We start from the raw sequence: 24,411 nt of genomic DNA, 5'->3' as shown, positions 1-24,411 counted from the left end.
CTTGAGCGAGCCTCGGGAAGGCACAGACGTCGCGCTGTGAGTTGAGCGCAAAGGAGAAAGGGGGCCTGGTGTGGACAAACTGTGATCCTGACTGCTGGACTGAATCAGCGTGTGCGAAGCGCACTATAAGCTCGACGCCCAAAGGGCGGCTAGCATGCCTTGACTTGTGGCTAAGTGCCAGCCTTATTGGGCCGCACGGTTTGCCCTGTCGACTGCATTCGGGTAGTTTGGCGCCACGCGCGAGGTGCCCGTTTTCTGCAAGACGTGCGCATGGCTTGCAAACATTGCTCCAGCTTCATGACCGATGCTCGGAAGCTCCCGGCGTCGCCGTTTTACGGTTCAAGTCTCAATCCATTCAAGGCGCTGAATCGGCTGGCGGCAAGTTTCGACGATAAATAACAGCGATTTTTGCAGCGGGGCAGTAAGCTCGCGTCTTTGAACATTCACTGTCACATTCCAGGTTTTCATTCCATGGCCCAATATGTCTTCACCATGCATCGGCTGAGCAAAGTTGTTCCGCCGAAGCGGGAAATCCTGAAAAACATCTCCCTGTCGTTTTTCCCGGGCGCCAAGATCGGTGTTCTCGGCCTCAACGGCTCGGGCAAATCCACCTTGCTGAAAATCATGGCGGGCGTCGACACTGAGTTCGATGGTGAGGCGCGTCCAATGCCGGAGCTGAATGTCGGCTACCTGCCGCAAGAACCCCAGTTGGACCCGAGCAAAACCGTGCGCGAAGTGGTCGAGGAAGCGGTGAGCGTGATCAAGGACGCTCAGGCGCGTCTGGATGAAGTCTATGCCGCTTACGCCGAGCCGGATGCCGATTTCGACAAGCTGGCCGCCGAGCAGGCCAAGCTGGAGGCCATTCTTCAGGCGAGCGACGGTCACAACCTGGAGCGCCAACTGGAAGTCGCCGCCGATGCGTTGCGTCTGCCGCCATGGGACGCCAAGGTGGAACACCTGTCCGGTGGTGAAAAGCGCCGTGTGGCCCTGTGCCGCCTGTTGCTGTCGGCGCCTGACATGCTGCTGCTCGACGAACCGACCAACCACCTGGATGCCGACTCCGTTGCCTGGCTCGAGCATTTCCTGCACGACTTCCCAGGTACCGTGGTCGCGATTACCCACGACCGTTATTTCCTCGACAACGTTGCGGGCTGGATCCTGGAACTCGACCGCGGCGCGGGTATTCCCTATGAGGGCAACTATTCGGGCTGGCTGGAAGCCAAGTCCGACCGTCTGGCCCAGGAGTCCAAGCAGCAATCGGCTCATGAGAAGGCCATGAAAGAGGAGCTGGAGTGGGTGCGCAAAGGCGCCAAGGCCCGCCAGTCCAAATCCAAGGCCCGTCTGCAACGCTTCGAAGAAATGCAATCTCAGGAATTCCAGAAGCGCAGCGAGACCAACGAGATCTATATCCCGGCCGGTCCGCGCCTGGGCGACAAGGTGATCGAGTTCAAAAACGTCACCAAGGGTTATGGCGATCGCGTGTTGATCGACAACCTGTCGTTCTCCATGCCAAAAGGCGCCATCGTTGGCGTGATCGGCGGTAACGGTGCCGGTAAGTCGACGCTGTTCCGGATGCTGATGGGCAAGGAGCAACCGGATTCGGGCACGATCGAAATCGGTGAAACCGTCCAACTGGCCTGCGTCGACCAAAGCCGCGAAGACCTGGACGGGAGCAAGACCGTTTTCGCGCAGATTTCCGACGGCTCCGACCTGATCAAGATTGGCAACTACGAAATCCCCTCGCGCACCTACGTCGGACGCTTCAACTTCAAGGGCGGCGATCAGCAGAAGTTCGTCAAGGACCTGTCCGGCGGTGAGCGCGGACGCCTGCACCTGGCATTGACCTTGAAGGAGGGCGGGAACGTCTTGCTGCTCGACGAACCGTCTAACGACCTGGACGTTGAAACCCTCCGCTCTCTGGAAGAAGCGTTGCTGGACTTCCCCGGCGCAGCCATCGTGATTTCCCACGATCGCTGGTTCCTGGACCGCGTGGCAACTCACATCCTGGCCTACGAGGACGACTCGCAAGCCGTCTTCTTCGAAGGCAACTACACCGAGTATGAGGCCGATCGCAAGAAACGCCTGGGTGAAGCCGCGGCTCAGCCGCACCGCGTGCGTCACAAGAAGCTCGCCTGATACTGGATGGCGTCACAAGAACGGAGCCTTCGGGCTCCGTTTTTTATGGACAGACGAGGCTCGCCTCGGGTTCGGGGACCTCAGGCCTCGCCCTCGATTCGCACCACTTCGATCGTTTGTTCCCCTGCGGGACGTTTCCAGATCACCTCATCGCCCACGCGAGCGCCCAACAAAGCGACCCCCAAGGGAGAGGCCCAGTTGATCAACTGACTGGCGGCATCCGCTTGATCCTCGCCCACGAGTTGGACACGCTGCTCGCGATTCTCTTCATCAGCGAAGGTGACCCAACTGCCGATTTGCACCTTATCGACCGAGGTCGCTGGCACCACCACCTGCGCGCTGTTGACCCGTTGCGTGAAATACCGCAAATCCCGTTCGATATCGGCCAGCCGCTGCTGGTCGGCCATTTCGCCACGCCCTGCCTGGTCGCTGTGCTGGGCCTGCAGCGACGCGACGTGGGCCTGCAGTTGGGCCAGACCTTGGGCGGTGACGTAATTGGGCTGTTCGCTGATCTGGCGTTCGACCGGTTGGCTGGTCTGCGCTGCAGCATGGTCTTCGTTGACGAAGGCCCGACTCATTGTGTGCTCCTTTGTTGAAGCCTGAAGGTGCAGGCATGTTGGCTGACGATGACAGAGAAGACGTCCCCAAACGGCTTTAGGTTCAGCGAGAACGATACGCTTTGGCGGCATCCTGGGTTTTCTGCTGCTCCCACGCGCGGTCCCGGTCGTTCCAGATACTGTCACGGCCTTGGTCCTGCACATTGCGGTTGACCAATTGCGCTTGGCATTGCTGGAAGCCATCGCCCCAACCTTGCGCGTAAATCGTGTCGCGCAAGTAACGCGGAACATCCTTCTTGTACTGACCTTTCATGGGGTCGATGGATTGCCGGCCACTGCCACAGCCATCCTGAAACCCGTCTGCGAACGCCGGTGGATAACCTTCGGCCAACAATTGGTCGTGGGTAGACTGACAACCGGCAACTACCAAGCAGCACCACAGCACAACCCAACGCGTGTTCATTTTCGTTTTCCTCGACTTATGTAAAAAGTCTAGAAGCGGATCCGTGAGTTATTTGTAAAAGCGCTGTGAGAAATCCATTAACCGATGCCCGGTCATGTTCCATTAGTTCCACTGTTGCGCCGAGCGGCACGCGACGGAAAAAATCGATGAATCAATGGCTGCTCAACCGCCGCTCGAGGTGCAGGGTTGTTAAACTGCACCGTTGCGCGCACTTGCCTGGAAAAATAAATGAATTTGCGAACGATCCTAATATTGGGCGCTCTTAGCGCCTTCGGGCCCTTGGCCATTGATTTCTACCTGCCGGGATTTCCTGCCATCGCTGCGGCATTCGGCACCGATGAAAAGCATGTCCAGTTGACGCTGGCATCGTATTTTCTCGGCTTGAGTATTGGCCAACTTGTTTATGGCCCGATCGCGGATCGCTTCGGACGTCGGGTGCCCTTGCTGTTTGGCGTAGGGCTGTTCACGCTTGCGTCCTTGGCCTGCGCGTTCGCTCCAAGCCTGGAGTGGCTGATTGCTGCGCGCTTCGTTCAGGCCCTCGGCGGTTGCGCCGGCATGGTGCTGTCGCGGGCCATCGTCAGCGACAAATGCTCCCCGGTCGAGTCGGCGAAAGTGTTTTCTCAATTGATGCTGGTCATGGGCTTGGCGCCGATTCTCGCCCCCATGCTCGGAGGCGTGTTGGTTAACGTTTACGGGTGGCAGACCATTTTCATGACACTGACGTTGTTCAGCGCCTTCACTGCCGCTGCAGTAGCGATCGGTCTGCCGGAGAGCATGCCGGCGGGGCATCCTCGACCCCCCTTGTCCGGTGCGCTGGGTGCCTACTTGCGTTTGTTCAGGGACAGGATCTTCCTGGGTCATGCGCTTACCGGTGGCATCGCCATGGCTGGAATGTTTTCCTACATTGCAGGGTCGCCCTTCGTATTCATCAAACTGTATGGCGTACCCGCCGAGCACTACGGTTGGTTGTTCGGGACCAACGCAGCGGGCTTCATTCTGGTGGCGCAAATCAACGCTAGACTGGTCGGGCGCTTCGGGCCGGGCGGGTTGCTGTCACGGGCGGTCTGGCTGTATCTGAGCGGCGCCTTGGTGCTGTTGGGCATTGCTTCGCTGCACACCCGTCAGCTTTGGCCGTTGTTGGTGCCGCTGTTCATTTACATCGCCAGCCTGGGCTGCATCATCCCCAACGCCTCGGCGTGCGCCATGGCTGGCCAGGGCAAACGGGCAGGCAGCGCGTCAGCGTTGTTGGGGTGCCTGCAATTCAGCGTCGCGGCGGGTGCAGCGGCGTTGGTGGGTGTCCTACATGACGGCACGGCGGTGCCGATGGCAACTGTCATTACCCTGTGCGGCGTGTTGACCGCAGGGCTGGCGACCATCACCCGGCATGCCCAGAAAAAGCGTGAAGCCTCGGCCTTACACGCGGACGTTCGTATCTGACGTCGCTCAGCGTTTATCCCCTGTACGGCGGCTGTTACGAGTTGCCGTACACACACTGAAGCAATCACCTGACTACCGGATTGAGCCGCGGCGGTTGTTATCTCTGGCACGGACACTTCCACATAAGAATTTTCCTCGTCGGGTGCCGTTAGTGTTGACGGGGGGGCTTTGAGCGGCTGGCGCTCCAAAGGGAATGTAGATTTTTTTCTTGAGAGTTTCTGGAGTTTTTCGTGTAGGCAATTGCCTCATGTAGATCCGTACAAATGGCCGAAACTCCAAAAGCGGCCCCGCTGCATCAAGCCTGCCCGCTACATATCGCATCACCTTGTTCCAAGGTGTATGTGGCACATCCTGCGGAATGTTCTGCCTTCCCGATAGAGTGGTGCTTACTCGCCTAGCCTGGGAGTTGTCTTGGTTACCAGGTGCAGCGCTTATACTATTGTCGCCACGTTAAGTCCGGACAACGTTCCGGTCTTCAAACTGTCGTGGGTGAATCGCCAGATCTGTAACTTCCGCAATTTTGGTTACCTGGAATTTCCATGAAGTGATATGGATCAAGGCCATCATTCGTTCAAGACAACAATGTAGTCGTTCAAGCGACTTGGCTACCGTATTGGAAAAGTTTCAACAGGGAGTGAGGACATGGAACAGGCACCGTGCATCAGTCAGATTGCGGCACTGCTGGCTGATCCCAAACGCAGCGCGATGATGTGGGCGATGATGGATGGGGCGTCCCGAGCGGCAGATGAGCTTGGATTGTTGGTGGGGCTGTCGACTTCATCGGCGGGCGCACACTTGGGGCGTCTGGCCGCGGGTGGATTACTCAGGCAGGAAGCGCGCGGCAAGAAACGCTTTTTCCGGATAGCGGCGCCGGAAGTCGGGATGGCGGTCCAGGCGCTGGCCAGTGCTTCGATGGTCAGCGCCGAATTGGTCAGCCGGAGCGTTGCACAGCCGCTTCCGCCGTTGCCGCTGCTCAGGGCCAGCATCTGCTCGGATCACCTCGGCGGGGAGTTGGGGACGGCGCTCTATCAGCGGATGCTCGGCGCCGGGTGGATCGAGCAGTCCGATCAGCGGCTCGAAGTGACCAGTGTGGGCATATCGCGTTTCGCCGAGCGGGGCATCTTCGTTCCGGCGCTGGCGCATCGGCAACGGGAAACCGTTTGCGTCTGTACCGAGTGCAAGGGAGCCGCACCCCACTTGGGCGGGGCGTTGGGCGCGGGGCTGTTGCAATTGTTCATGCAGTTGGGATGGTTGCGCACTACGGAGGAGGCCAGCACCTTGCAGGTTTCTTCCAATGGGCAGAGAGAGATCAACAAGATCGCCGCCGCAGCCTGACAACAGGCGCGTTGCTCAGGGTCCGACGCTGCCAGCTGGCTGACAGCGGCGACGCATGTTCGCCACGGTCAGCAGGTCAGCCAGCCATGCGTAAGGTTCAGGATTTTACCAGTCGTGCATCGAGGCTGTTCTGAGCCAGACGCCTGGCCTGATCCTGGGTCATTCCCAGGTGTTCGTGCAACGCGTGGAAGTTTTCGGTCACATAGCCGCCAAAGTACGCCGGGTCATCGGAGTTCACCGTCACTTTCACGCCACGCTCGAGCATGTCGAGGATGTTGTGCTGGCTCATGTGGTCGAACACACACAATTTGGTGTTGGACAGCGGGCAGACGGTCAATGGAATCTGCTCATCGATGATGCGTTGCATCAAACGCTCGTCCTCGATGGCGCGCACGCCATGGTCGATGCGGGTGATCTTCAACAGGTCCAATGCTTCCCAGATGTATTCGGGCGGCCCTTCCTCCCCGGCGTGAGCGACCGTGGCGAAGCCTTCGCTGCGGGCACGATCGAACACTCGCTGGAACTTGCTGGGCGGATGGCCCATTTCCGAGCTGTCCAGCCCTACCGCTACAAAGGTGTCGCGGTAGGGCAAGGCCATGTCCAGTGTCTGGTGTGCTTGCTCTTCACTCAAGTGCCGCAGGAAGCTCAGGATCAAACCGCTGCCGATGCCCAGTTGACGTTTGCCATCATCGAGCGCCCGGGAAATGCCATTGAGGACGACCTCGAACGGAACGCCTCGATCGGTATGGGTCTGGGGGTCGAAGAACGGTTCGGTGTGGACGACGTTCTGCGCCTTGCAGCGTTGCAGGTAAGCCCAGGTCAGGTCGTAGAAGTCCTGTTCGGTACGCAGCACGTCCGCGCCTTGGTAATAGAGATCGAGGAACTCCTGCAGGTTGTTGAAGGCATAGGCCTTGCGCAAGGTCTCGACGTCCGCCCACGGCAGGGCAATCTTGTTGCGCTCGGCCAAGGCGAACAGCAGCTCAGGCTCCAGGGAACCCTCCAGGTGCAGGTGTAATTCAGCCTTGGGCAGGGCGTTCAACCAATCGTACATGTGCTTTTCTCATCAGGTGCAATGGCGGTCATTCTACAGAGTCGAGCGCATCGGCTGGTTAAAAACCTGACCGAAAGGTTCAGACCTCGGTTTCGGGTTCCCGTCTGTAGGCATAGGTATCAGCGAAGCGTGACAGCAGGAACTCCGCACACGTGGTCGGTGGGTACAATGGCGGGTGCTCGGCGTCCGTGCACCCGGGCAGGCATTCGACGCGGGTGTCCGGATGCGGCTCGGCGAAGAAGGGCATCGAATAACGGTCCACGCCCAACGGGCTGATCACCCGGTGCGGTGTGGAGACATAACGGTCGTTGCTCCAGCGCGCCATCATGTCGCCCAGATTCACCACGAACGTGCCGTCGATGGGCGGCGCGTCGATCCACTGACCCCGCACATCGCGCACCTGCAGCCCCCCGGCGACATCCTGATAGAGCAGGGTCACGCAGCCATAATCGGTATGCGCCCCTGCGCCCTGTTGCTCTTCGCTGCTGGCGGTGTGGCGAGGCGGGTAGTGGATCATCCGCAGGACGCTGACCGGCTGCGCGAAGCGCTGGTCGAAAAAGTCGCGCTCGATGCCCAGTGCGGGTGTCATCGCGCGCAGCAGTGTTTGGGCCAGCGCCTGCATGTCCTGGTAATGTTGCTCCATCAACGCTTGCCAGCCGGGAAGGTCAGGGTGGCGATTGGGACCGCGCAGTGGCTTTCCAGCGATCACGTCGGGGTGATCGGCAGGCAAGTGCAGCCCCATGTCGAAGGTTTCCTTCAAGTCGCTCGGCAGGCTGGGGTCCAGTTGCTCGGTGGCGATGGCGCCGTAACCGCGATGATGCAGGCTTTGGGTGATGTCGATCTTGAGCTTTTCTTCCAGTGGCCGAGCGAAGAAGCGATGGGCCTGGCCCATGACCTGCTCGATGCGCTCGGCGCTGATGGGATGGCCCTTGATATAGAAGAAGCCCCATTCGCGGCATGCTGAGTCGATCTGACGGGCAACCTCGTGCCAGGCCTGTTCGTCGCTGGCATAGAGCGGGGCAATGTCGATGAGGGGAAGCCGGTTCATACTGATTCCTGATGCACGTAGAAGAAAACGTAGCAGCCCGACTGCGCCGCGCTGCTACCGCTGTTCAGGCGCTCAACCTATTTTGGCAACTCGGCTTTCACACCTTCCACGTAGTAGTTCATCGACGCCAATTCGGCATTGGTGGCGATGCTGCCTTCAGGAATTTTCACCGCGCCGGTTTGGTCTTTGATCGGTCCGGTAAACGGATGGAACGCGCCGCTTTCGATGTCTGCAATGATCTTCTGCGCTTCGGCCTTGACGTCATTAGGTACGAGGTCGCTCATCGGCAACTCAACAGTGCCTTCTTTCAAACCGCCCCAATAATCCTGGGATTTCCAGCTGCCGTTGATGACCGCCTCCGTGGCCTGGATGTAATGCGGCCCCCAGTTGTTGACGATGGAGGTCAACACTGCCTTAGGCCCGAAGTGCGCCATGTCCGACGCATAGCCAACGGCATAGACGCCTCGGCGCTCGGCAGCCTGGATCGGCGCCGGGCTGTCGGTGTGCTGGAAGATTACATCCACGCCTTGATCGATCAGCGCGTTGGCGGCGTCGGCTTCCTTGCCTGGATCGAACCAGGAGTTGACCCACACCACCTTGATCTCAGTGCCAGGGTTGTATTTGTTCAGTGCCAGTTGAATGGCGTTGATGTCACGCAAGACTTCAGGAATCGGGAACGACGCCACGTAGCCGATTTTCTTGGTCTTGGTCATCTTCGCGGCAAGGAAACCGCCGACGTAGCGTCCTTCATAAGTGCGGGCCAGGTAGGTGCCCAGGTTTTTGTCCTGCTTATAGCCGGTCGCATGTTCGAAGATGACCTTCGGAAATTGCTTGGCGACCTTCAAGGTCGGGTTCATGTAGCCGAACGAGGTGGTGAACACCAAGTCATAGCCGCTCTTCGCCATGTTGCGGATCACCCGCTCGGCGTCCGCTCCCTCGGGCACGTTTTCGACGTAACTGGTGTTGACCTTGTCGCCCAGCGCCTTGGCCATCGCCAGGCGGCCCTGTTCGTGCTGATAGGTCCAGCCGTGGTCACCGATCGGGCCGATGTAGACGAAACCGACTTTCAGCGGATCGGCCGCTGCAGCCATCAGACTCGAGCTCAGCCCTACGACAGCGGCCATGGCGCACATCAGTTTTTTCAGCGGACGACGTGAGTGAAGGGTGGAAAACATGCAGATCTAGCTCCTTTGGTCTTATAGGCCGGGCCGTCAGGGCTGGGCGCTCCACTCGATGCAAAAAGCTGACCAATAAGACAGGTCTTCCGGTTTGCCCGCTGTTTAACAGGGGCACCAGGCAAACATTGGTCACAGACGGTGCCGAAATGATCAGGCGCGCCGCGTACTGGTGCAGCCCGTTCGCTTTACCGGCGCCGTCCTGAGAGGGGGCACACGACCGTTCTCGATCCCCAGCCTATCGGAGCGGGGACGGCCATGGAGTGCTAAGTTCGTCCGCGCGAGGATGCCTTGAAACCTTTGTTTACAACCAGCACTCTCAACCCCCTAAGCAGTGAAATTTTATGGACGTGCGGCGTTGGTCGCAGGGATAAAGGCAACGATGGGCACGATTCTCAAGCAAGAAAAGTTTCTCCTGTTGGCGGTGATTGCAACGTGCTTCGCGTACCCCTTCGAACATCAGCTGCTGAGCCACGGCAACGTGGTCGCATTGCTCGCAGGCCTGGCGCTGGTGGCGTTCATCGTCTGCGCCTCCATGCGCGTGGCTCATCACGCCGAGTTGCTCGCGGAAAAGGTCGGAGACCCCTACGGCACCATGATTTTGACCCTCTCCGCGGTCTTGGTAGAGGTGGTCATTCTGGCGATCATGATGAGCAACGAGCCTTCTCCGACGCTGGTGCGGGACACCATCTATTCCGCAGTGATGCTCGACATCAACGGAATTCTCGGCCTGGCAGCGTTGATGGGCGGGCTCAAGCACGGCGAACAGCCCTACAACGACGACTCCGCTCGCTCCTACAGCGTGATGATCCTGACGGCTATGGCTGTGTCGATGGTGGTGCCCGAGTTCATCCCGGAATCCAACTGGAAAATGTACTCAGCATTCACCATAGGCGCGATGATCCTTCTGTATGGCTTGTTTCTACGCATGCAAGTCGGCCCGCACAGCTATTTCTTCAGCTACAGCTATCCGGACAAGAAGCGCCGCAAGGAGCAGCCCGAGCATGCCACTGAGGAAGTCAGCCTGGCGTTCTCCATCGGCGTTCTGGTGTTCGGGGTGGTGATCATCGGCGCGTTGGCCGAGGTCATGTCCAAAGCCATGGACCTGGGTCTGGAAGGCAGTGGTGCGCCCCCGGTCATCACGGCGATTCTGGTGGCGGCCATTTCGGCTGCGCCCGAGATCCTCACGGCCTTGCGTGCTGCACTGGCCAACCGCATGCAGTCAGTGGTCAACATCGCATTGGGTGCTTCTCTGTCAACCGTCATCTTGACGGTTCCGGTGATGGAAGCGATGGCGCTTTATACCGGCCAGCCCTTCCAAATGGCGATGACGCCTGTGCAGACCGTGATGATTTTCGTGACCTTGCTGGTCTGCGCCATCAACCTCAATGATGGCGAGACGAACGCCATCGAGGGCATGACTCACTTTGTACTGTTCGCAACGTTCATCATGCTGTCGTTGCTGGGGCTTTGAAGCGTTCTGCGAAGGCAGTCCGGCAGGCCGCGGCGAGAACGAGTGTCCTGCAGCTGACCCACCGGCCTTGTCGGGTGAGTGATCGGTCAGCCGCGGATCAGTGCCTCGGCGGCCTGCCGGTGATCGGCGATCAGCCCTTTCAGATCCAGCCCTAGGACCTGGCCGTCGACCACCCGCCATTGCCCCCCGATCATCACCCGATCGGTGCGATCCGCCCCACACAGCAGCAATGCTGACAAGGGGTCGTGGCTGCCGGAAAAGCGCAGTTCGTCGAGTTTGAACAGTGCCAGATCGGCTTGTTTGCCTATGGCCAGTTCGCCGATGTCGGTGCGGCCCAGCAGCTTCGCCGACCCCTTGGTTGCCCAGCCGAGTGCGACCTGCGGGGTGATTCTCTCTGCGCCGTAGCGCAGCCGTTGCAGGTAAAGGGCCTGCCGGGCCTCGAGGATCATGTTCGATCCATCATTGGAGGCCGAGCCGTCGACACCCAACCCGACCGGCGCGCCAGCTTCCATCAGATCAAGCGTCGGACAGATGCCCGACGCCAGCCGCATATTGGAGCTCGGGCAGTGGCAGATGCCGGTGCCCGCAGCGCCCAGTCGGGCGATCTCCTCGGCATTGAAGTGGATGCCGTGGGCCAGCCAGGTACGAGGTCCCAGCCAGCCAACGCTGTCCAGATAATCCACCGTGCGCAGGCCGAAACGCTGCAGGCAGAACGCCTCTTCATCCAAGGTTTCCGCCAGGTGAGTGTGTAGCCGGACGTCGAGCTGACGGGCCAGCGCCGCGCTCTCGGACATGATCTCGGTGGTCACTGAAAACGGCGAGCAGGGAGCGAGGGCAATCTGGATCTGCGCACCCGCGCCCCGCTCGTGATAGCGCTCGATCAGGCGCTGGCTGTCGTCCAGAATCACCTGCCCCTGTTGTACGGTCTGCTGCGGCGGCAGGCCGCCATCGGCTTCGCCCAGGCTCATCGAGCCGCGGGTCAACATCGCCCGCATGCCCAACTCGCGAACGCTCTCGACTTGGACATCGATTGCGTTTTCGAGCCCGTTGGGGAACAGGTAATGGTGGTCGGCGGCGGTCGTGCAGCCGGAAAGCAACAGTTCAGTCAGCGCGACTTTGCTGGCCAGAGCCAATTGCGCAGGTGTCAGCCGCGCCCACACGGGATAAAGGGTTTTCAGCCACGGAAACAGCGGCTGGTTTACCACCGGCGCCCAGGCGCGGGTCAGGGTTTGATAGAAATGGTGATGGGTGTTGATCAGCCCGGGGAGAAGCACATGGTCTCGGGCATCGAACGTTTCGTCGCAAGGCGTCGCCGGACTGTGACCGGCGGCGAGCATTTCGACAATGACCCCGTTTTCCACCACCAGCCCGCCACGGGCGTCGCAGTCGTTGGCAGTGAATACGGCAAGGGGGTTTTTCAACCAGATACGGATCGCAGGCATGAGCCGGCTCCTCTGAAGATGGGTTCAGGTCGCCAGCTCAGTGTTGCCCTGTCTGCTGATCCAGGGTCGCCCTCGGGCGAAGGCGCAAGTGTAGGGGGATCCCAGGACGGGATGCAAGGCACAGCGCCCTGACGGGCAGGGCGTGCCGAGGAGCGGGAAGGGTCACCAGGGAATGGTTTCGCCTTTGTAGTTCACGAAATGATGCCCGCCTTCGCCGGCGAACCGTTCAAGCTGTTCCACCATGCCGCGTACGCTGGTTTCAACGTCGATGTCCGCGCCTTCGCCGCCCATGTCGGTGCGCACCCAGCCGGGATGCATCGAGATGACGGTCGGCCGGTTCTCGCCCAATTGCGTGAAGAAGGTGTGAGTCATCGAGTTCAGGGCCGCTTTGCTGGCCTTGTACAACGCCATTTCGGGGGCGTCGGGCATGGTCACACTGCCGAGCACGGAGCTCATGAACGCGATGATCCCGGTGTTTGGCCGGATCTGCTCGACGAACCGTTTTGCCAGGCGAACCGGCGCAACAGCGTTGGTCAGAAATAACTGACCCAGCTCCCCTGCCGTGGCGTCGGTGGGATTGGGATGCTGCGGACCGGCAACGCCTGCATTGACGAAAAGCAGGTCATAGACCTGGCCCTTCAGGTTATGGGTGAGGACTTCCAGCGACGATTGTTCATCCATGTCCAGGGTTTGGATATGCACACCGGGGACGGCTTTCAAGGCATCGGCCTTGTGCATGTCACGGACGGTTGCCGTGACCTCCCAACCTTGTTCGGTCAGGTGTTTGACCAGCCCTAGCCCCAGGCCGCGAGAGGCGCCAATGATCAACGCAGTTTTGTTGGCAGACATGAAGGTCACTCCTTGAAGAACGAAACGATGCAGTGCAGGTGGGTTGACCGCGCGTCTTGCGAGGAATTTGATCTTTTCGCGCAACGGTCATGCCGCCTGGCACTTCAGTGTCCCGATTGCCAGGGTTGCCCTAGCGACACCGGCGCATACAGTCGGGTACGCAAAGCGTTGCGCGACAGTAACACCAGCACCAGGATGGTTGCCACGTAAGGCAGCATGGCCAGGAGATTGGAAGGGATCGCCAACCCCACACCCTGAGCCACCAGATACAGAATGCTGGCGAAGCCGAAGAGGTACGCACCCAACAGCAGGCGCCAAACGCGCCAACTGGCAAATACCACCAGGGCCAAGGCGATCCAGCCGCGGCCCGCGCTCATGTTCTCAGCCCACATCGGGGTATACGCCAACGACAGGTACGCCCCGGCAAGCCCCGCCATGGCACCACCGAACAACACCGCCAACGTTCGAACCCGCAGGACCGGCAAGCCCATCGCACTGGCCGCATTGGGGTTTTCGCCTACGGCCTGGATGACCAGGCCGACGCGACTTTTCAGAAGCGTCCACGCCACGATGGCGAACAGGCCGAAGGAAAGGTAGACCAGCACGTCTTGGGCAAACAGCATGCGGCCGATCAGTGGAATATCGCTGAGCCCTGGGATCACCGTGGGCTCGAAGCCGATCAGCGGCTTGCCTACCCAGGCTGCTCCCACGAAGCTCGACAGGCCGACCCCGAAGATGGTCAACGCCAGGCCTGTCGCGACCTGATTCGCGTTGAACACCAAGGCCACCAGCGCGAAGAGGGACGACAGCAACATTCCCGCCAGAATGGCCAGCAGCACACCCAGCCAGAGGCTGCCGGTGCTGAGGGCGACGATGAAGCCGATCACGGCCCCGAAAAGCATCATGCCCTCCTGGCCCAGGTTCAGGACGCCGGTTTTTTCGCAGACCAATTCACCCAGTGCCACCAGCAGCAGGGGCGTGCCGCAGCGTACAGTCGCGAACAAGATATTACTCAACAGATCGATATCCATCACACGGCTCCCGGCACAACGGCCATCTGGCGTCGGGCCCAGCGCCATTTCAAGCGCGGGCGGTAGAGAATCAACACATCGCACGCCAGCAGGAAGAACAGCATCATCCCCTGAAACAACTGCGTGATGGCTTGAGGCAGGTTCAGCGTCATCTGCGCGCTCTCGCCGCCCAGATACAACAACGCCATCAGCAGGCTGGAAAACAGAATGCCCAGCGGATTGAGGCGGCCCAGAAACGCCACGGTGATCGCCGCGTAGCCATAACCTGGCGACACCTGAGGCACGAGTTGGCCAATGGGCCCGGTGACTTCGCACACGCCAGCCAGCCCCGCCAAACCGCCGCTGATCAGAAGCGACAGCCATATCAGGCGTTTCTCCCGGAAACCGACGAAACCAGCGGCTCGTTTATCCAGGCCCAGCACCTTGACCTGAAAGCCTGTGAAGCTGCGCTGCAGCAGGACCCACACGGCCACCAGCGCCAGCAGCGCGAAATACACCCCAGCGTGGACGCGCCCCTCTTCGCTCAGCAGAGGCAATCGGCTGGCGTCGCCGAACATCGCGGACTCCGGGAAGTTCATGCCGGCTGGATCCTTCAACGGGCCGTGCACGAAAAACAGCAGCAGGTTCAGCGCAATGTAATTGAGCATGATGCTGGTCAGGATTTCGTTGGCATTGAAATGCGTGCGCAACCAGGCGGTCAGCCCCGCCCAGGCGGCGCCCGCCAGCACGCCAGCGCTCAGGATGAGCACCAATACCCAGCGGCTGTCGACCTCGATCACGTTGACCGCGACGGCACTGCCTGCGAGCGCGCCCATCAACAATTGGCCCTCGGCGCCGATGTTCCAGATCCGTGCTTGATAAGCCACGGCCAGGCCCAGTGCGCACAGCAGAATCGGCAGTGCCTTGACCATCAATTCAGACACACCGTACAGATCGCTGACCGGTGCGATCAGCAACGTGTGCAGCGTCAGCAACGGGTCAAGACCGAGTGCCAAAAACAGTAATGCCCCTGATACCAGCGTCAGCACTGCTGCGAGTAAAGGCGAAAACCACAACATGGCGCGGGATTCCTGGCCGCGCGGTTCCAGTGAAAGCAGCATGAGTGTCTCCGTTAAATGAGCGGGGCAGCGTCGAATTGACCCGCCATCCAGCCGCCGACTTGCACGGGGCTGGTGTGCGCGGTGGGCGCAAGGGTGGAAAGGCGACCTGCTGACAGCGCGGCCACGCGGTCGCTGATCTGGAACAGTTCGTCGAGGTCTTCAGAAATCACCAGAATGGCGGCGCCCGCATCGCGCAGGGCGATCAAGGCGCGATGGATCGCGGCGGCGGCGCCGACGTCCACCCCCCACGTGGGGTGAGCCGCCACCAGCAGTTTTGGGTTCTGTAGGATCTCGCGGCCCAGAATGAATTTCTGAAGGTTGCCGCCGGACAGGCTGCGAGCCCGTGTCTCGGCATCAGGGGTTTTTACGGCAAACTGCTGGATGATGCGTTCGGCCAGTGCCTGAACCTTCTGTCGCTGTACCAACCCATTGCTGACCAGCCCCTGTTGAAAAGCCGTGAGCAGGGCGTTGTCAGCCAGGCTCATGTCCGGCACCGCGCCATGACCGAGACGTTCGGCGGGTACGAAGGCCAGCCCGAGTTTGCGTCGCGCATCCGGGCGCAGATGAGCGACGGGCCGGTCGACGAACCGGATGGGCTGGGTTCGATGCTTGCTCAGCGTTTGCTCACCGCTAAGAAGGGCGAGCAACTCGTCTTGGCCATTACCTGCGACGCCGGCGATACCGACAATCTCCCCACTGCGCACCTCCAGGTCGACGTCGACCAGCGAGCAGCCGAACGGGTCCAGGTTGTGCCATGACAACTTATCCACACGGAGGAAGGGGGCCGTGCCGACCGTTTTCGGGTACTGTGCCACCAGCCCATCGGCGTCCCCCACCATCAGCCGCGCGAGCTCCAGGTCACTGCACGTCCCTGGCACGCAGTGCCCGGACACCCTGCCTGCTCGCAGCACCGTTGCGTTGTGGCAAAGCGCGCGGACTTCCCCCAGTTTGTGGCTGATGAACAAAATGCTGCAGCCCTCGCTGGCGAGGCGACGCAGCGTGACGAACAGATCTTCCGCCTCCTGAGGCGTCAGCACCGAGGTCGGTTCGTCGAGAATCAGCAGGCGGATGTCCTGCATCAGGCAGCGGATGATCTCGACCTTCTGCCGTTCTCCGATCGATAAACTATGCACCAGCCGTTGAGGTTCCAGCGCCATGCCATAGCGTTGCGAGACTTCCCGGATCTTCGGTTCCAGTTGCCTGGGCGTGCCCGCCGCCGCTCCCATGGCCAACGCAATGTTCTGCGCCACGGTTAGGGTTTCGAACAGGGAGAAATGCTGGAACACCATGCCGATGCCCAGTTCGCGGGCCTGCGCAGGATTGCGCATGGTCAGCGGCTGCCCTTCCCAAAGAATGTCGCCGGCATCAGGCTGGACCACGCCGTAGATGATTTTCATCAAGGTGCTTTTGCCTGCGCCGTTTTCTCCGAGCAACGCATGTATCTCACCCGGCTCAATGCTCAGATCAATGGCGTCATTGGCAAGGCAGCCGGGATACCGCTTGGTGATGTGGCGCAATTGCAACCGCGCAGGGTTCGCTGAATGGGACATATCGGACTCGGTGAAAGTGGATCGCTCCTGCACTTAGCAATTTCTTGGCCAGCCGGTCAGCTTTTTTGTTTGCTCACGCCCGATCCCGGTTGCAGCGCGGCTTTGGCAATTGAATGTAGAGTGGGCCGGCGAGCGGCTACGTGCTCGGAATGCTCGGAGTCCGAACTGTCGGCACCATCGCGGGGCGCCAATGTGCGTTACGGAGTCAAAATGGTTCAAATATTTTGTTTAAAAAATGACCAAATGACGACGGGCAAGGTAGCCTCGGCGTTGCGTCAAGGCGTGCACCTCTTATCCACAGGTTGCTCCACAGTAATTGTGCGCAAGCGTAAATGAGGGGCATAAAGCAGCAGAGCTTAGGAGCGGAGGGTGATAAGCGCCGCTAACCGCCTGTTTTTTCGGTGGTTTGCCTCGTTTTCCCATAAGCTGATCAAAAAACGAGCAGATGGCTGTAGGCCTTGTAATTCAAGGGGTGCGGCGCTGTGTGCGCAGCTTGTCCACAGGCAGGTGCACAGTAGATGTGGGAAACCTTCGCTGGACAATATTTGTGAAACCAGATGTCAGGCATCCCCTGGAGTGTGCATAACAATGCGCCCACGGCTGATGTCCGAAAGCTGACGTTGATAAGTCGTGATCTGCTCAGGCCCGATCGCGATCGACAGCTCGACGCCCACAGCGGTGAAGTGTTCTTCTTCTACCAATCCATTCAACTCACTCAGCCGCAACTTGACCAGCGCCAGCTCGCTGAACGTGCACTCGAAGCTGAGCGGCACCCGGTTCACGAGCGGCGAGCGAGCGGCCTGTTGCAGACACTTGTTGGCTCCGCCACCGTAGGCCCTCGCCAGTCCGCCCGTACCCAGCTGAATGCCGCCATACCAGCGAATGACCAGCACCACGACTTGATCGAAGTCCTGCGCTTCGATGGCGGCGAGAATCGGGCGTCCTGCCGTGCCACCCGGCTCGCCGTCATCGGTGCTTCGGTACTGAGGCCCCAGTTTCCAGGCCCAGCAATTGTGGGTGGCGTTGGGGTCGCTGTTCCGTTCGATGAACGACTGGGCGTCACTCGGTTTGACGATGGGAGCGGCGAGGGTGATGAACCGGCTCTTGCGAATCTCTTCGCGGAATTCGCAAGGGCCGACGAGGGTGAAGGGCATAACGGTTCCAGCCGAAAATCAGAAATGTCGCACGTTCAGAGCGGAGGCGTCAGCCCACAACCCTTCAAGATGATGCGAATCAGGTTATTGCCTGCCTCTTCCATATCCTGCTTGGTCAAGCGCGCACGCCCGGTGACCTGGCAGATTTGCGTCGCGAAATCGGCGTAATGCTGCGTGCTGCCCCACAACAGGAAAATCAGATGCACCGGATCGACGGGGTCCATTTTTCCGGCATCGATCCAGGCCTGGAACACCGATGCCCGTCCCTGGAACCAGGTTCGGTAGTCCTGGCTGAAATATTCGTTCAAGCATTCCCCGCCGCTGATGATCTCCATCGCGAAAATGCGTGAGGCTTGTGGCTGGCGGCGCGAAAATTCCATTTTTGCGCGGATGTATTGAGTCAGTGCCTGGGCGGGATCGTCCTCGGCCTTCAAGTGGTTGAAAGTGCTGTCCCACAACTGAATGATGTTGCTCAATACCGCGATGTAAAGCCCCAGCTTGTTGGTGAAGTAGTAATGCAAGTTGGCCTTGGGCAGCCCAGCTTTTTGAGCGATGGTGTTCATGCTGGTGCCTTTGAAGCCATGACGCGCGAACTCGTCTTCGGCAGCCTTCATGATCGCTTCTTCGTTTTTCTGGCGAATGCGGCTCGCCGGTTTGGTGGCGCTGACGCTGTGAGCAGGGACTTCGAGGGTCATGAGCGGTTCCAGACGGATCATTGGGTGCGACGGTGTGAACAGATAACGCACCCAGGACGATCCGACAAGCGTTGACAGTGAAATCAGTGGTCGAGGGCTTCGATTTCAGGCTTTTTTTCGGCAGCACTTACCGTGCTCTCGGGCAGCAACAGGCACATCAGGATGGCCGTCAGGCCGCCGCTGGTGATGGCTGAGTCGAACAGGTTCTGCACCCATTGCGGCAAATGGTGCAGCAATGTGGGTTGCGCGGCGATGCCGAGGCCGACGCCAAATGAAGTCGCGATGATCAGCATGCTGCGACGGTCCAGGGTTGACTGCGCGAGGATCCTCACGCCCGCTGCCGCGACGCTGCCAAACATCACCAACGTCGCGCCGCCCAGCACTGGCTTGGGAATCTGTTGAAGAATCGCACCAATCACAGGGAAAAGTCCGAGCAGAAACAGCAGCGCCCCGATATACAGGCCGACGTAGCGGCTGGCCACGCCGGTTAGCTGAATCACGCCATTGTTCTGTGCGAACGTAGTGTTCGGGAAGGCGCTGAAGGTGGCGGCAATCATGCAGCTCACGCCATCGCCCAGTACGCCGCCTTTAAGGCGAGCGATGTAGCTCGGCCCCTGAATGGGCTCGCGGGAGAGCATGCAATTAGCGGTCAGATCGCCAACAGTTTCAATGCTGCTGATCAAATAAATCAGCGCGACAGGCAGGAAAGCCGCCCAATCGAATTGAAAGCCGAACCGGAAAGGCATGGGCGCGCTGATCAATGGCAAATCATGAATCGAATGAGGCGTGAGCTTGCCACTGAACCAGGCCGCAATGCTCCCTACGGCCAAGCCGATGATGATCGCCGACAGTCTCAGCCATGGAGTCCTTGAGCGGTTGAGCAGAATAATGACCAGTAACACGAAGGCGCCGAGCGCCAGATTCGTCGGCTCGCCGAAGTCGGGGGCGTTGAAGCCGCCGCCCAGATCGGTCACCCCGACCTTGATCAAACTGACGCCGATCAGCGTGATGACGATGCCTGTTATCAGTGGCGTAATGACGCGACGTAACTGACCGATGAAACGGCTCAATACGATCTGCACCAGCGCGCCGAAAAAGCACACACCGAACACCATGGCCATGATGTCCTCGGGCGTCCCACCACGCTGTTTCACCATAAAACCGGCGGAAAGAACGGCACCGAGAAACGCAAAACTGGTGCCTTGCAAGCAGATCATTCCCGCGCCGATACCCAAGGGGCGACGCGCTTGAATGAAGGTTCCTACGCCGGAGACCATCAAAGCCATGCTGATGAGGTAGGGCAGGTAGGCTCCCAGTCCCAGCGCTGAGCCGATGATGAGCGGTGGTGTGATGATGCCCACGAAGGCGGCGAGTACGTGCTGCACAGCCGCCAGGAGAGCTGGGGCAGGGCGAGGCCGGTCATTGAGGCCGTAGATCAGGTCTTGGGTATCTGGCATTTGGGGCTGCATGCTGGACTCTCGGTATTATGTGCGGCGTGGCAGGGATGACCGCCCTGCGAGATCCCCCGCAGTTCATGCGGAGTTTGCTCGCGGTCCGGGTGTTCAGGCCTCCCGCCGCGTGCGGGGCGCTGCTGAGACAGCGTGTTTGCCGAGAACGTCTGCAAAAACCTGTCCAAGTGATCAGGTCGTTGATGTTGATATTTTTTTATTTTCTTTTGAAACAATGAGTTGGCGATTTTCCTTCAATAACCAGAGGTACGCGGTTTTACCTCTGCGAGCATCATCGCGTCGCAGCGAGGCTCTCAAGGAAGCTTTCCAGCACCAAATGAGGGCGGCGTCCTTTGCGGGTGACCGTGACCAGGCTCAAATCGTAAAAGCGTGCCTGAGGTTTCAAAGCCCGCAGGCGACCTTGCTGCACCCAGAAGGTGGCGTAATGGTCCGGCAGGTAGCCGATATATCGGCCCGTCAGAATGAGGAACGCCATGCCTTCCCGGTCGGATGCGCTGGCGGTGCAGTTGAGGGCCTGGTAATGAGCCTGAATGTCCGCAGGCAGGCGGAACGTAGGGGCGATCGCTTCTTGGCCAGCGAGACGTCCGTCGCTCAGTTGCGCATCCTCGGCATAGAACAGCGGATGCCCTACGGCGCAGTACAGTAGCGAGCGCTCGCTGTAGAGCGACTGGTATTCGAGGCCTGACAAGGCATTGGCTTGTGGCACGACGCCCACATGGAGGCTGCCGTCCAGCACGCCCTGCTCTACTTCATTGGGCGCAATCATGCGGATATTGATGTGCACGTCTGGGCCGCGTTCTTTCAGTTGCGACAGTGCGTGAGTGATGCGCATGTGGGGCAGGGTTACCAGATTATCGGTTAGGCCAATGTTGAGTTCTCCGCGTAAATGCTGGTGCAGGCCGTTCACTTCCGTACGAAAACTCTCGAGCGCACTTAATAGCTGAAGCGATGACTGATAGACCTCCCGACCTTCTTCAGTCAGCGAAAAGCCTGCCCTCCCGCGCTGGCACAGGCGCAAGCCGAGACGTTGCTCGAGGTCGCCCATTTGCTGACTGATCGCCGAACGACCAATCCCCAGCGCACTTTCGGCCGCAGAAAATCCTCCCGACTCGACTACGCTTCGAAAGATGCGCAGCAAACGAATGTCGAAGTCGCTGACCTGGGCCAGCGCTTCAGAACGGCGAGTGCTCATTGTTTAGTATTCCGTCAACTGAAGATCGAAAAAGCAGGATTTTAGTGACTTTATGCCCATGGCAACGTAGCCGCAACCGGCCCCGTTTCCGTCCTTGCAGTCGGTAGCCAGGCCACCCACGCCCTTGTGAGGTCATTCCAATGAACATGCCCGAAACGTCCGATATGTCCCTGGCCAGTCAGCTCAAGCTCGACGCTCACTGGATGCCCTATACCGCGAACCGCAATTTCCAGCGAGATCCTCGGTTGATCGTGGCAGCTCAGGGTAGTTATCTGACAGACGACAAGGGTCGCAAGATCTACGATGGCCTTTCAGGGTTGTGGACGTGCGGGGCAGGGCATACTCGCAAAGAAATCCAGGAAGCCGTCGCCAAGCAATTGAGCACGCTGGACTACTCGCCTGGTTTCCAATTCGGTCATCCGCTGTCGTTTCAACTGGCTGAAAAGATTACCGAGTTGACGCCCGGCAAACTGAATCATGTGTTCTACACCGACTCGGGTTCCGAGTGCGCAGACACCGCGGTAAAAATGGTCCGTGCCTACTGGCGCCTGAAAGGGCAGGCGACCAAGACCAAACTCATTGGTCGTGCCCGTGGCTATCACGGTGTGAATATCGCTGGCACCAGTCTCGGCGGCGTGAACGGCAACCGCAAAATGTTCGGTCAGTTGATGGACGTCGACCATTTGCCCCATACCCTGCTGGCAAGCAACGCATTTTCCCGCGGCATGCCGGAACAGGGCGGTATTGCACTGGCGGACGAGCTGCTCAAGTTGATCGAGCTGCACGACGCCTCGAACATCGCGGCCGTCATCGTCGAGCCGATGGCGGGTTCTGCGGGGGTGATCGTGCCGCCGCAGGGCTATCTCAAACGCCTGCGCGAAATCTGTGATCAGCACAATATTCTGCTGATCTTCGATGAGGTCATCACCGGCTTCGGGCGTACGGGTGCCATGTTCGGCGCGGATAGCTTCGGCGTGACGCCTGACCTGATGTGCATCGCCAAACAAGTCACCAACGGCGCAATCCCGATGGGCGCAGTCATCGCGAGTTCCGAGATCTACCAGACCTTCATGAATCAGCCTACGCCGGAGTACGCCGTGGAATTCCCGCACGGCTATACCTATTCCGCGCATCCGGTGGCCTGTGCAGCGGGGCTGGCAGCACTGGACATTCTCAAGCGCGAAAACCTGGTTCAGCAGGTGGCAGAAACCGCACCTCATTTCGAACGCTCGTTGCACGGCCTCAAAGGCAGCAAAAACGTGATCGATATTCGTAACTTCGGCCTGGCGGGCGCCATTCAGGTTGCAGCCCGTGACGGCGATGCCATCGTGCGTCCGTTCGAAGCTGCGATGAAACTGTGGAAGGCTGGGTTCTACGTCCGCTTTGGTGGCGACACCCTGCAATTCGGCCCTACGTTCAACAGCCTGCCCCAAGACCTGGACCGCATGTTCGACGCGGTGGGCGACGCACTCAATCAGATCGACTGATCCATCCCCTATTTCCAGTCCGCGCGCAGCTTCGGTTGCGCCAGCGGGACAGTCCTTTGGAGTCAAGCATGAGCATCATTCAACACCTGATTCATGGTGAATTGGTCAATGAAAATGGCCGCACCGCTGATGTGTTCAATCCTTCGACCGGCCAGCCAGTTCACAAAGTGGCGCTGGGCAATCGTGAAACCGTTCAGAAGGCAATCGATTCGGCAAAGGCGGCGTTTCCAGGGTGGCGCAATACGCCGCCTGCCAAACGCGCGCAAGTCATGTTTCGCTTCAAACAACTGCTGGAGCAGAACGAGGCGCGCATCGCCCAGCTCATCAGCGAAGAACACGGCAAAACACTGGAAGATGCAGCGGGCGAACTGAAACGTGGCATTGAGAACGTCGAGTACGCCAGTGCCGCCCCGGAAATCCTCAAGGGTGAATACAGTCGCAACGTGGGGCCGAATATCGATGCCTGGTCTGACTTCCAGCCACTGGGCGTGGTGGCTGGCATCACACCCTTCAACTTCCCGGCCATGGTTCCCCTATGGATGTACCCCCTGGCCATCGCCTGCGGTAACTGCTTCATCCTCAAACCCTCCGAGCGCGACCCGAGTTCGACGCTGCTGATCGCACAATTGCTGCACGAAGCCGGTTTGCCGAAGGGCGTACTGAACGTGGTCCACGGTGACAAGGTCGCCGTCGACGCGTTGATCGAGGCGCCGGAGGTCAAGGCTTTGAGTTTCGTCGGGTCCACCCCTATCGCTGAATACATCTATAAGGAAGCGACCGCACGAGGCAAGCGCGTTCAGGCGTTAGGTGGCGCCAAGAACCACGCCGTGTTGATGCCCGACGCCGATCTCGACAATGCCGTCAGTGCATTGATGGGAGCGGCCTATGGTTCGTGCGGCGAACGCTGTATGGCAATCTCGGTGGCCGTTTGCGTGGGCGATCAGGTGGCCGATGCACTCGTGGCCAAGTTGGTGCCTCAAATTCAATCGTTGAAGATCGGGGCGGGCACCACGTGTGGGTTGGACATGGGGCCGTTGGTCACCGGTCAGCATCGCGACAAAGTCAGCGGCTATATAGAGGACGGCGTAGCGGCGGGTGCCAGATTGGTGGTCGACGGACGCGGACTGACCGTTTCGGGGCACGAAGAAGGTTTCTTCCTGGGAGGCTGTCTATTCGATCAGGTCACCCCGGACATGCGCATCTATAAAGAAGAGATCTTTGGGCCGGTCTTATGCATCGTGCGGGTGAACAGCCTTGAGCAGGCGATGCAATTGATCAATGACCACGAGTACGGTAACGGTACTTGCATTTTCACCCGTGACGGTGAAGCGGCGCGGCTGTTTTGTGATGAGATCGAAGTGGGGATGGTGGGTGTCAACGTACCGCTGCCGGTTCCTGTGGCTTATCACAGCTTCGGTGGCTGGAAGCGCTCGTTGTTTGGCGACCTCCATGCTTATGGCCCCGATGGCGTGCGCTTCTATACCCGCCGCAAGGCGATCACTCAGCGCTGGCCACAGCGTGCGAGTCACGAGGCGTCCCAGTTCGCTTTCCCTAGCCTCTAAGTGTCGCCATTAGCCTGAAGCTATAAGCTGCAAGCGCGAGTCTCAACCTCGCGCTCCTGCAGCTTTAAGTTAGAAACTTTCTTCTTTTCCGAAATAAGTGCTTGACGGGCCTTCAGATGTCTCTATAATTCGCCCCACTTACGGCGCAGTCGGAACCGAAAACTCCTTGAAGATCAACGAGTTAAAGGTTTCAGATAAGCAGGA

General features: G+C 59.5%; 20 protein-coding genes. 6 read left to right on the top strand and 14 right to left on the bottom strand.

From position 1 onward, the window contains the following. The first annotated feature begins 471 nt into the window (after nucleotides 1-471). Entirely contained in the window at nucleotides 472-2,136 is a 1,665-nt protein-coding gene (gene ettA / locus DBP26_RS25115) for an energy-dependent translational throttle protein EttA (protein WP_108240289.1), read from the top strand. Nucleotides 2,137-2,216: 80 nt separating this feature from the next. Here the strand turns inward: ettA and DBP26_RS25110 are convergent, their stop codons facing one another. Together DBP26_RS25110 and DBP26_RS25105 are read right to left on the bottom strand one after the other, a co-directional pair. Then, a complete protein-coding gene (locus DBP26_RS25110) occupies nucleotides 2,217-2,714 on the bottom strand; it encodes a GreA/GreB family elongation factor (protein WP_108240288.1) in 498 nt (165 codons plus the stop codon). Between the two features lie 82 nt (nucleotides 2,715-2,796). Beyond that, nucleotides 2,797-3,156, bottom strand: a complete 360-nt coding sequence (locus tag DBP26_RS25105; RefSeq protein WP_108240287.1) for a hypothetical protein — start codon at nucleotides 3,154-3,156, stop codon at nucleotides 2,797-2,799. Nucleotides 3,157-3,384: 228 nt separating this feature from the next. Here DBP26_RS25105 and DBP26_RS25100 point away from each other — a divergent pair, with 228 nt between their 5' ends. Together DBP26_RS25100 and DBP26_RS25095 are read left to right on the top strand one after the other, a co-directional pair. Continuing rightward, the gene (locus DBP26_RS25100; protein WP_108240286.1) at nucleotides 3,385-4,593 is read left to right on the top strand and encodes a multidrug effflux MFS transporter; all 1,209 of its coding nucleotides are present in this window, start codon (nucleotides 3,385-3,387) and stop codon (nucleotides 4,591-4,593) included. A 642-nt stretch (nucleotides 4,594-5,235) separates the two neighbouring features. Next, nucleotides 5,236-5,928, top strand: a complete 693-nt coding sequence (locus DBP26_RS25095) for a helix-turn-helix transcriptional regulator (RefSeq protein ID WP_108240285.1) — start codon at nucleotides 5,236-5,238, stop codon at nucleotides 5,926-5,928. A 97-nt stretch (nucleotides 5,929-6,025) separates the two neighbouring features. Here DBP26_RS25095 and DBP26_RS25090 read toward each other — a convergent pair whose 3' ends face one another. The 3 genes from DBP26_RS25090 to DBP26_RS25080 form a co-directional block, all read right to left on the bottom strand. Next, nucleotides 6,026-6,979 carry an adenosine deaminase gene (locus DBP26_RS25090; protein ID WP_108240284.1) on the bottom strand — a complete coding sequence of 318 codons (954 nt, stop codon included), beginning with the start codon at nucleotides 6,977-6,979 and terminating at the stop codon, nucleotides 6,026-6,028. A 79-nt stretch (nucleotides 6,980-7,058) separates the two neighbouring features. Continuing rightward, nucleotides 7,059-8,027 (bottom strand): 2-oxoglutarate and iron-dependent oxygenase domain-containing protein, encoded by a 969-nt coding sequence (locus tag DBP26_RS25085; protein ID WP_108240283.1) that lies wholly within the window; start codon nucleotides 8,025-8,027, stop codon nucleotides 7,059-7,061. 77 nt (nucleotides 8,028-8,104) lie between these two features. Then, entirely contained in the window at nucleotides 8,105-9,202 is a 1,098-nt protein-coding gene (locus tag DBP26_RS25080; RefSeq protein ID WP_108240282.1) for a BMP family ABC transporter substrate-binding protein, read from the bottom strand. A 382-nt stretch (nucleotides 9,203-9,584) separates the two neighbouring features. Here DBP26_RS25080 and DBP26_RS25075 point away from each other — a divergent pair, with 382 nt between their 5' ends. Next, complete coding sequence (locus DBP26_RS25075) at nucleotides 9,585-10,676, top strand: calcium:proton antiporter (protein WP_108240281.1); 1,092 nt, start codon at nucleotides 9,585-9,587, stop codon at nucleotides 10,674-10,676. A gap of 86 nt (nucleotides 10,677-10,762) precedes the next feature. Here the strand turns inward: DBP26_RS25075 and DBP26_RS25070 are convergent, their stop codons facing one another. The 9 genes from DBP26_RS25070 to DBP26_RS25030 form a co-directional block, all read right to left on the bottom strand. After that, nucleotides 10,763-12,118, bottom strand: coding sequence for an 8-oxoguanine deaminase (locus DBP26_RS25070; protein WP_108240280.1), 1,356 nt, complete (start codon nucleotides 12,116-12,118; stop codon nucleotides 10,763-10,765). A gap of 162 nt (nucleotides 12,119-12,280) precedes the next feature. Next, nucleotides 12,281-12,967 carry an SDR family oxidoreductase gene (locus tag DBP26_RS25065; RefSeq protein WP_108240279.1) on the bottom strand — a complete coding sequence of 229 codons (687 nt, stop codon included), beginning with the start codon at nucleotides 12,965-12,967 and terminating at the stop codon, nucleotides 12,281-12,283. Nucleotides 12,968-13,071: 104 nt separating this feature from the next. Continuing rightward, nucleotides 13,072-13,998, bottom strand: coding sequence for an ABC transporter permease (locus DBP26_RS25060; RefSeq protein ID WP_108240278.1), 927 nt, complete (start codon nucleotides 13,996-13,998; stop codon nucleotides 13,072-13,074). Then, nucleotides 13,998-15,098 (bottom strand): ABC transporter permease, encoded by a 1,101-nt coding sequence (locus DBP26_RS25055; protein WP_108240277.1) that lies wholly within the window; start codon nucleotides 15,096-15,098, stop codon nucleotides 13,998-14,000. Before DBP26_RS25055 ends, DBP26_RS25060 begins: the two co-directional genes overlap by 1 nt. A gap of 11 nt (nucleotides 15,099-15,109) precedes the next feature. After that, complete coding sequence (locus tag DBP26_RS25050) at nucleotides 15,110-16,648, bottom strand: ABC transporter ATP-binding protein (RefSeq protein ID WP_108240276.1); 1,539 nt, start codon at nucleotides 16,646-16,648, stop codon at nucleotides 15,110-15,112. A gap of 560 nt (nucleotides 16,649-17,208) precedes the next feature. Beyond that, on the bottom strand, nucleotides 17,209-17,802 hold the full coding sequence (locus tag DBP26_RS25045) for a YigZ family protein (protein ID WP_108240275.1): 594 nt from the start codon (nucleotides 17,800-17,802) through the stop codon (nucleotides 17,209-17,211). Between the two features lie 35 nt (nucleotides 17,803-17,837). Continuing rightward, entirely contained in the window at nucleotides 17,838-18,497 is a 660-nt protein-coding gene (locus tag DBP26_RS25040; RefSeq protein WP_108240274.1) for a TetR/AcrR family transcriptional regulator, read from the bottom strand. Nucleotides 18,498-18,580: 83 nt separating this feature from the next. Next, complete coding sequence (locus tag DBP26_RS25035) at nucleotides 18,581-19,966, bottom strand: nucleobase:cation symporter-2 family protein (protein ID WP_108240273.1); 1,386 nt, start codon at nucleotides 19,964-19,966, stop codon at nucleotides 18,581-18,583. Between the two features lie 271 nt (nucleotides 19,967-20,237). Beyond that, nucleotides 20,238-21,158, bottom strand: a complete 921-nt coding sequence (locus tag DBP26_RS25030; RefSeq protein ID WP_108240272.1) for a LysR family transcriptional regulator — start codon at nucleotides 21,156-21,158, stop codon at nucleotides 20,238-20,240. Between the two features lie 140 nt (nucleotides 21,159-21,298). Here DBP26_RS25030 and DBP26_RS25025 point away from each other — a divergent pair, with 140 nt between their 5' ends. Continuing rightward, nucleotides 21,299-22,645 carry an aspartate aminotransferase family protein gene (locus DBP26_RS25025; RefSeq protein WP_108240271.1) on the top strand — a complete coding sequence of 449 codons (1,347 nt, stop codon included), beginning with the start codon at nucleotides 21,299-21,301 and terminating at the stop codon, nucleotides 22,643-22,645. Nucleotides 22,646-22,713: 68 nt separating this feature from the next. Next, nucleotides 22,714-24,207, top strand: coding sequence for a CoA-acylating methylmalonate-semialdehyde dehydrogenase (locus DBP26_RS25020; RefSeq protein ID WP_108240270.1), 1,494 nt, complete (start codon nucleotides 22,714-22,716; stop codon nucleotides 24,205-24,207). Nucleotides 24,208-24,411: the final 204 nt, after the last annotated feature.

It is taken from the genome of Pseudomonas sp. RIT409, assembly GCF_003052515.2.
In the GTDB taxonomy this organism is placed as follows: Bacteria; Pseudomonadota; Gammaproteobacteria; order Pseudomonadales; family Pseudomonadaceae; genus Aquipseudomonas.
This window is presented reverse-complemented; position numbering and strand designations above follow the sequence as displayed.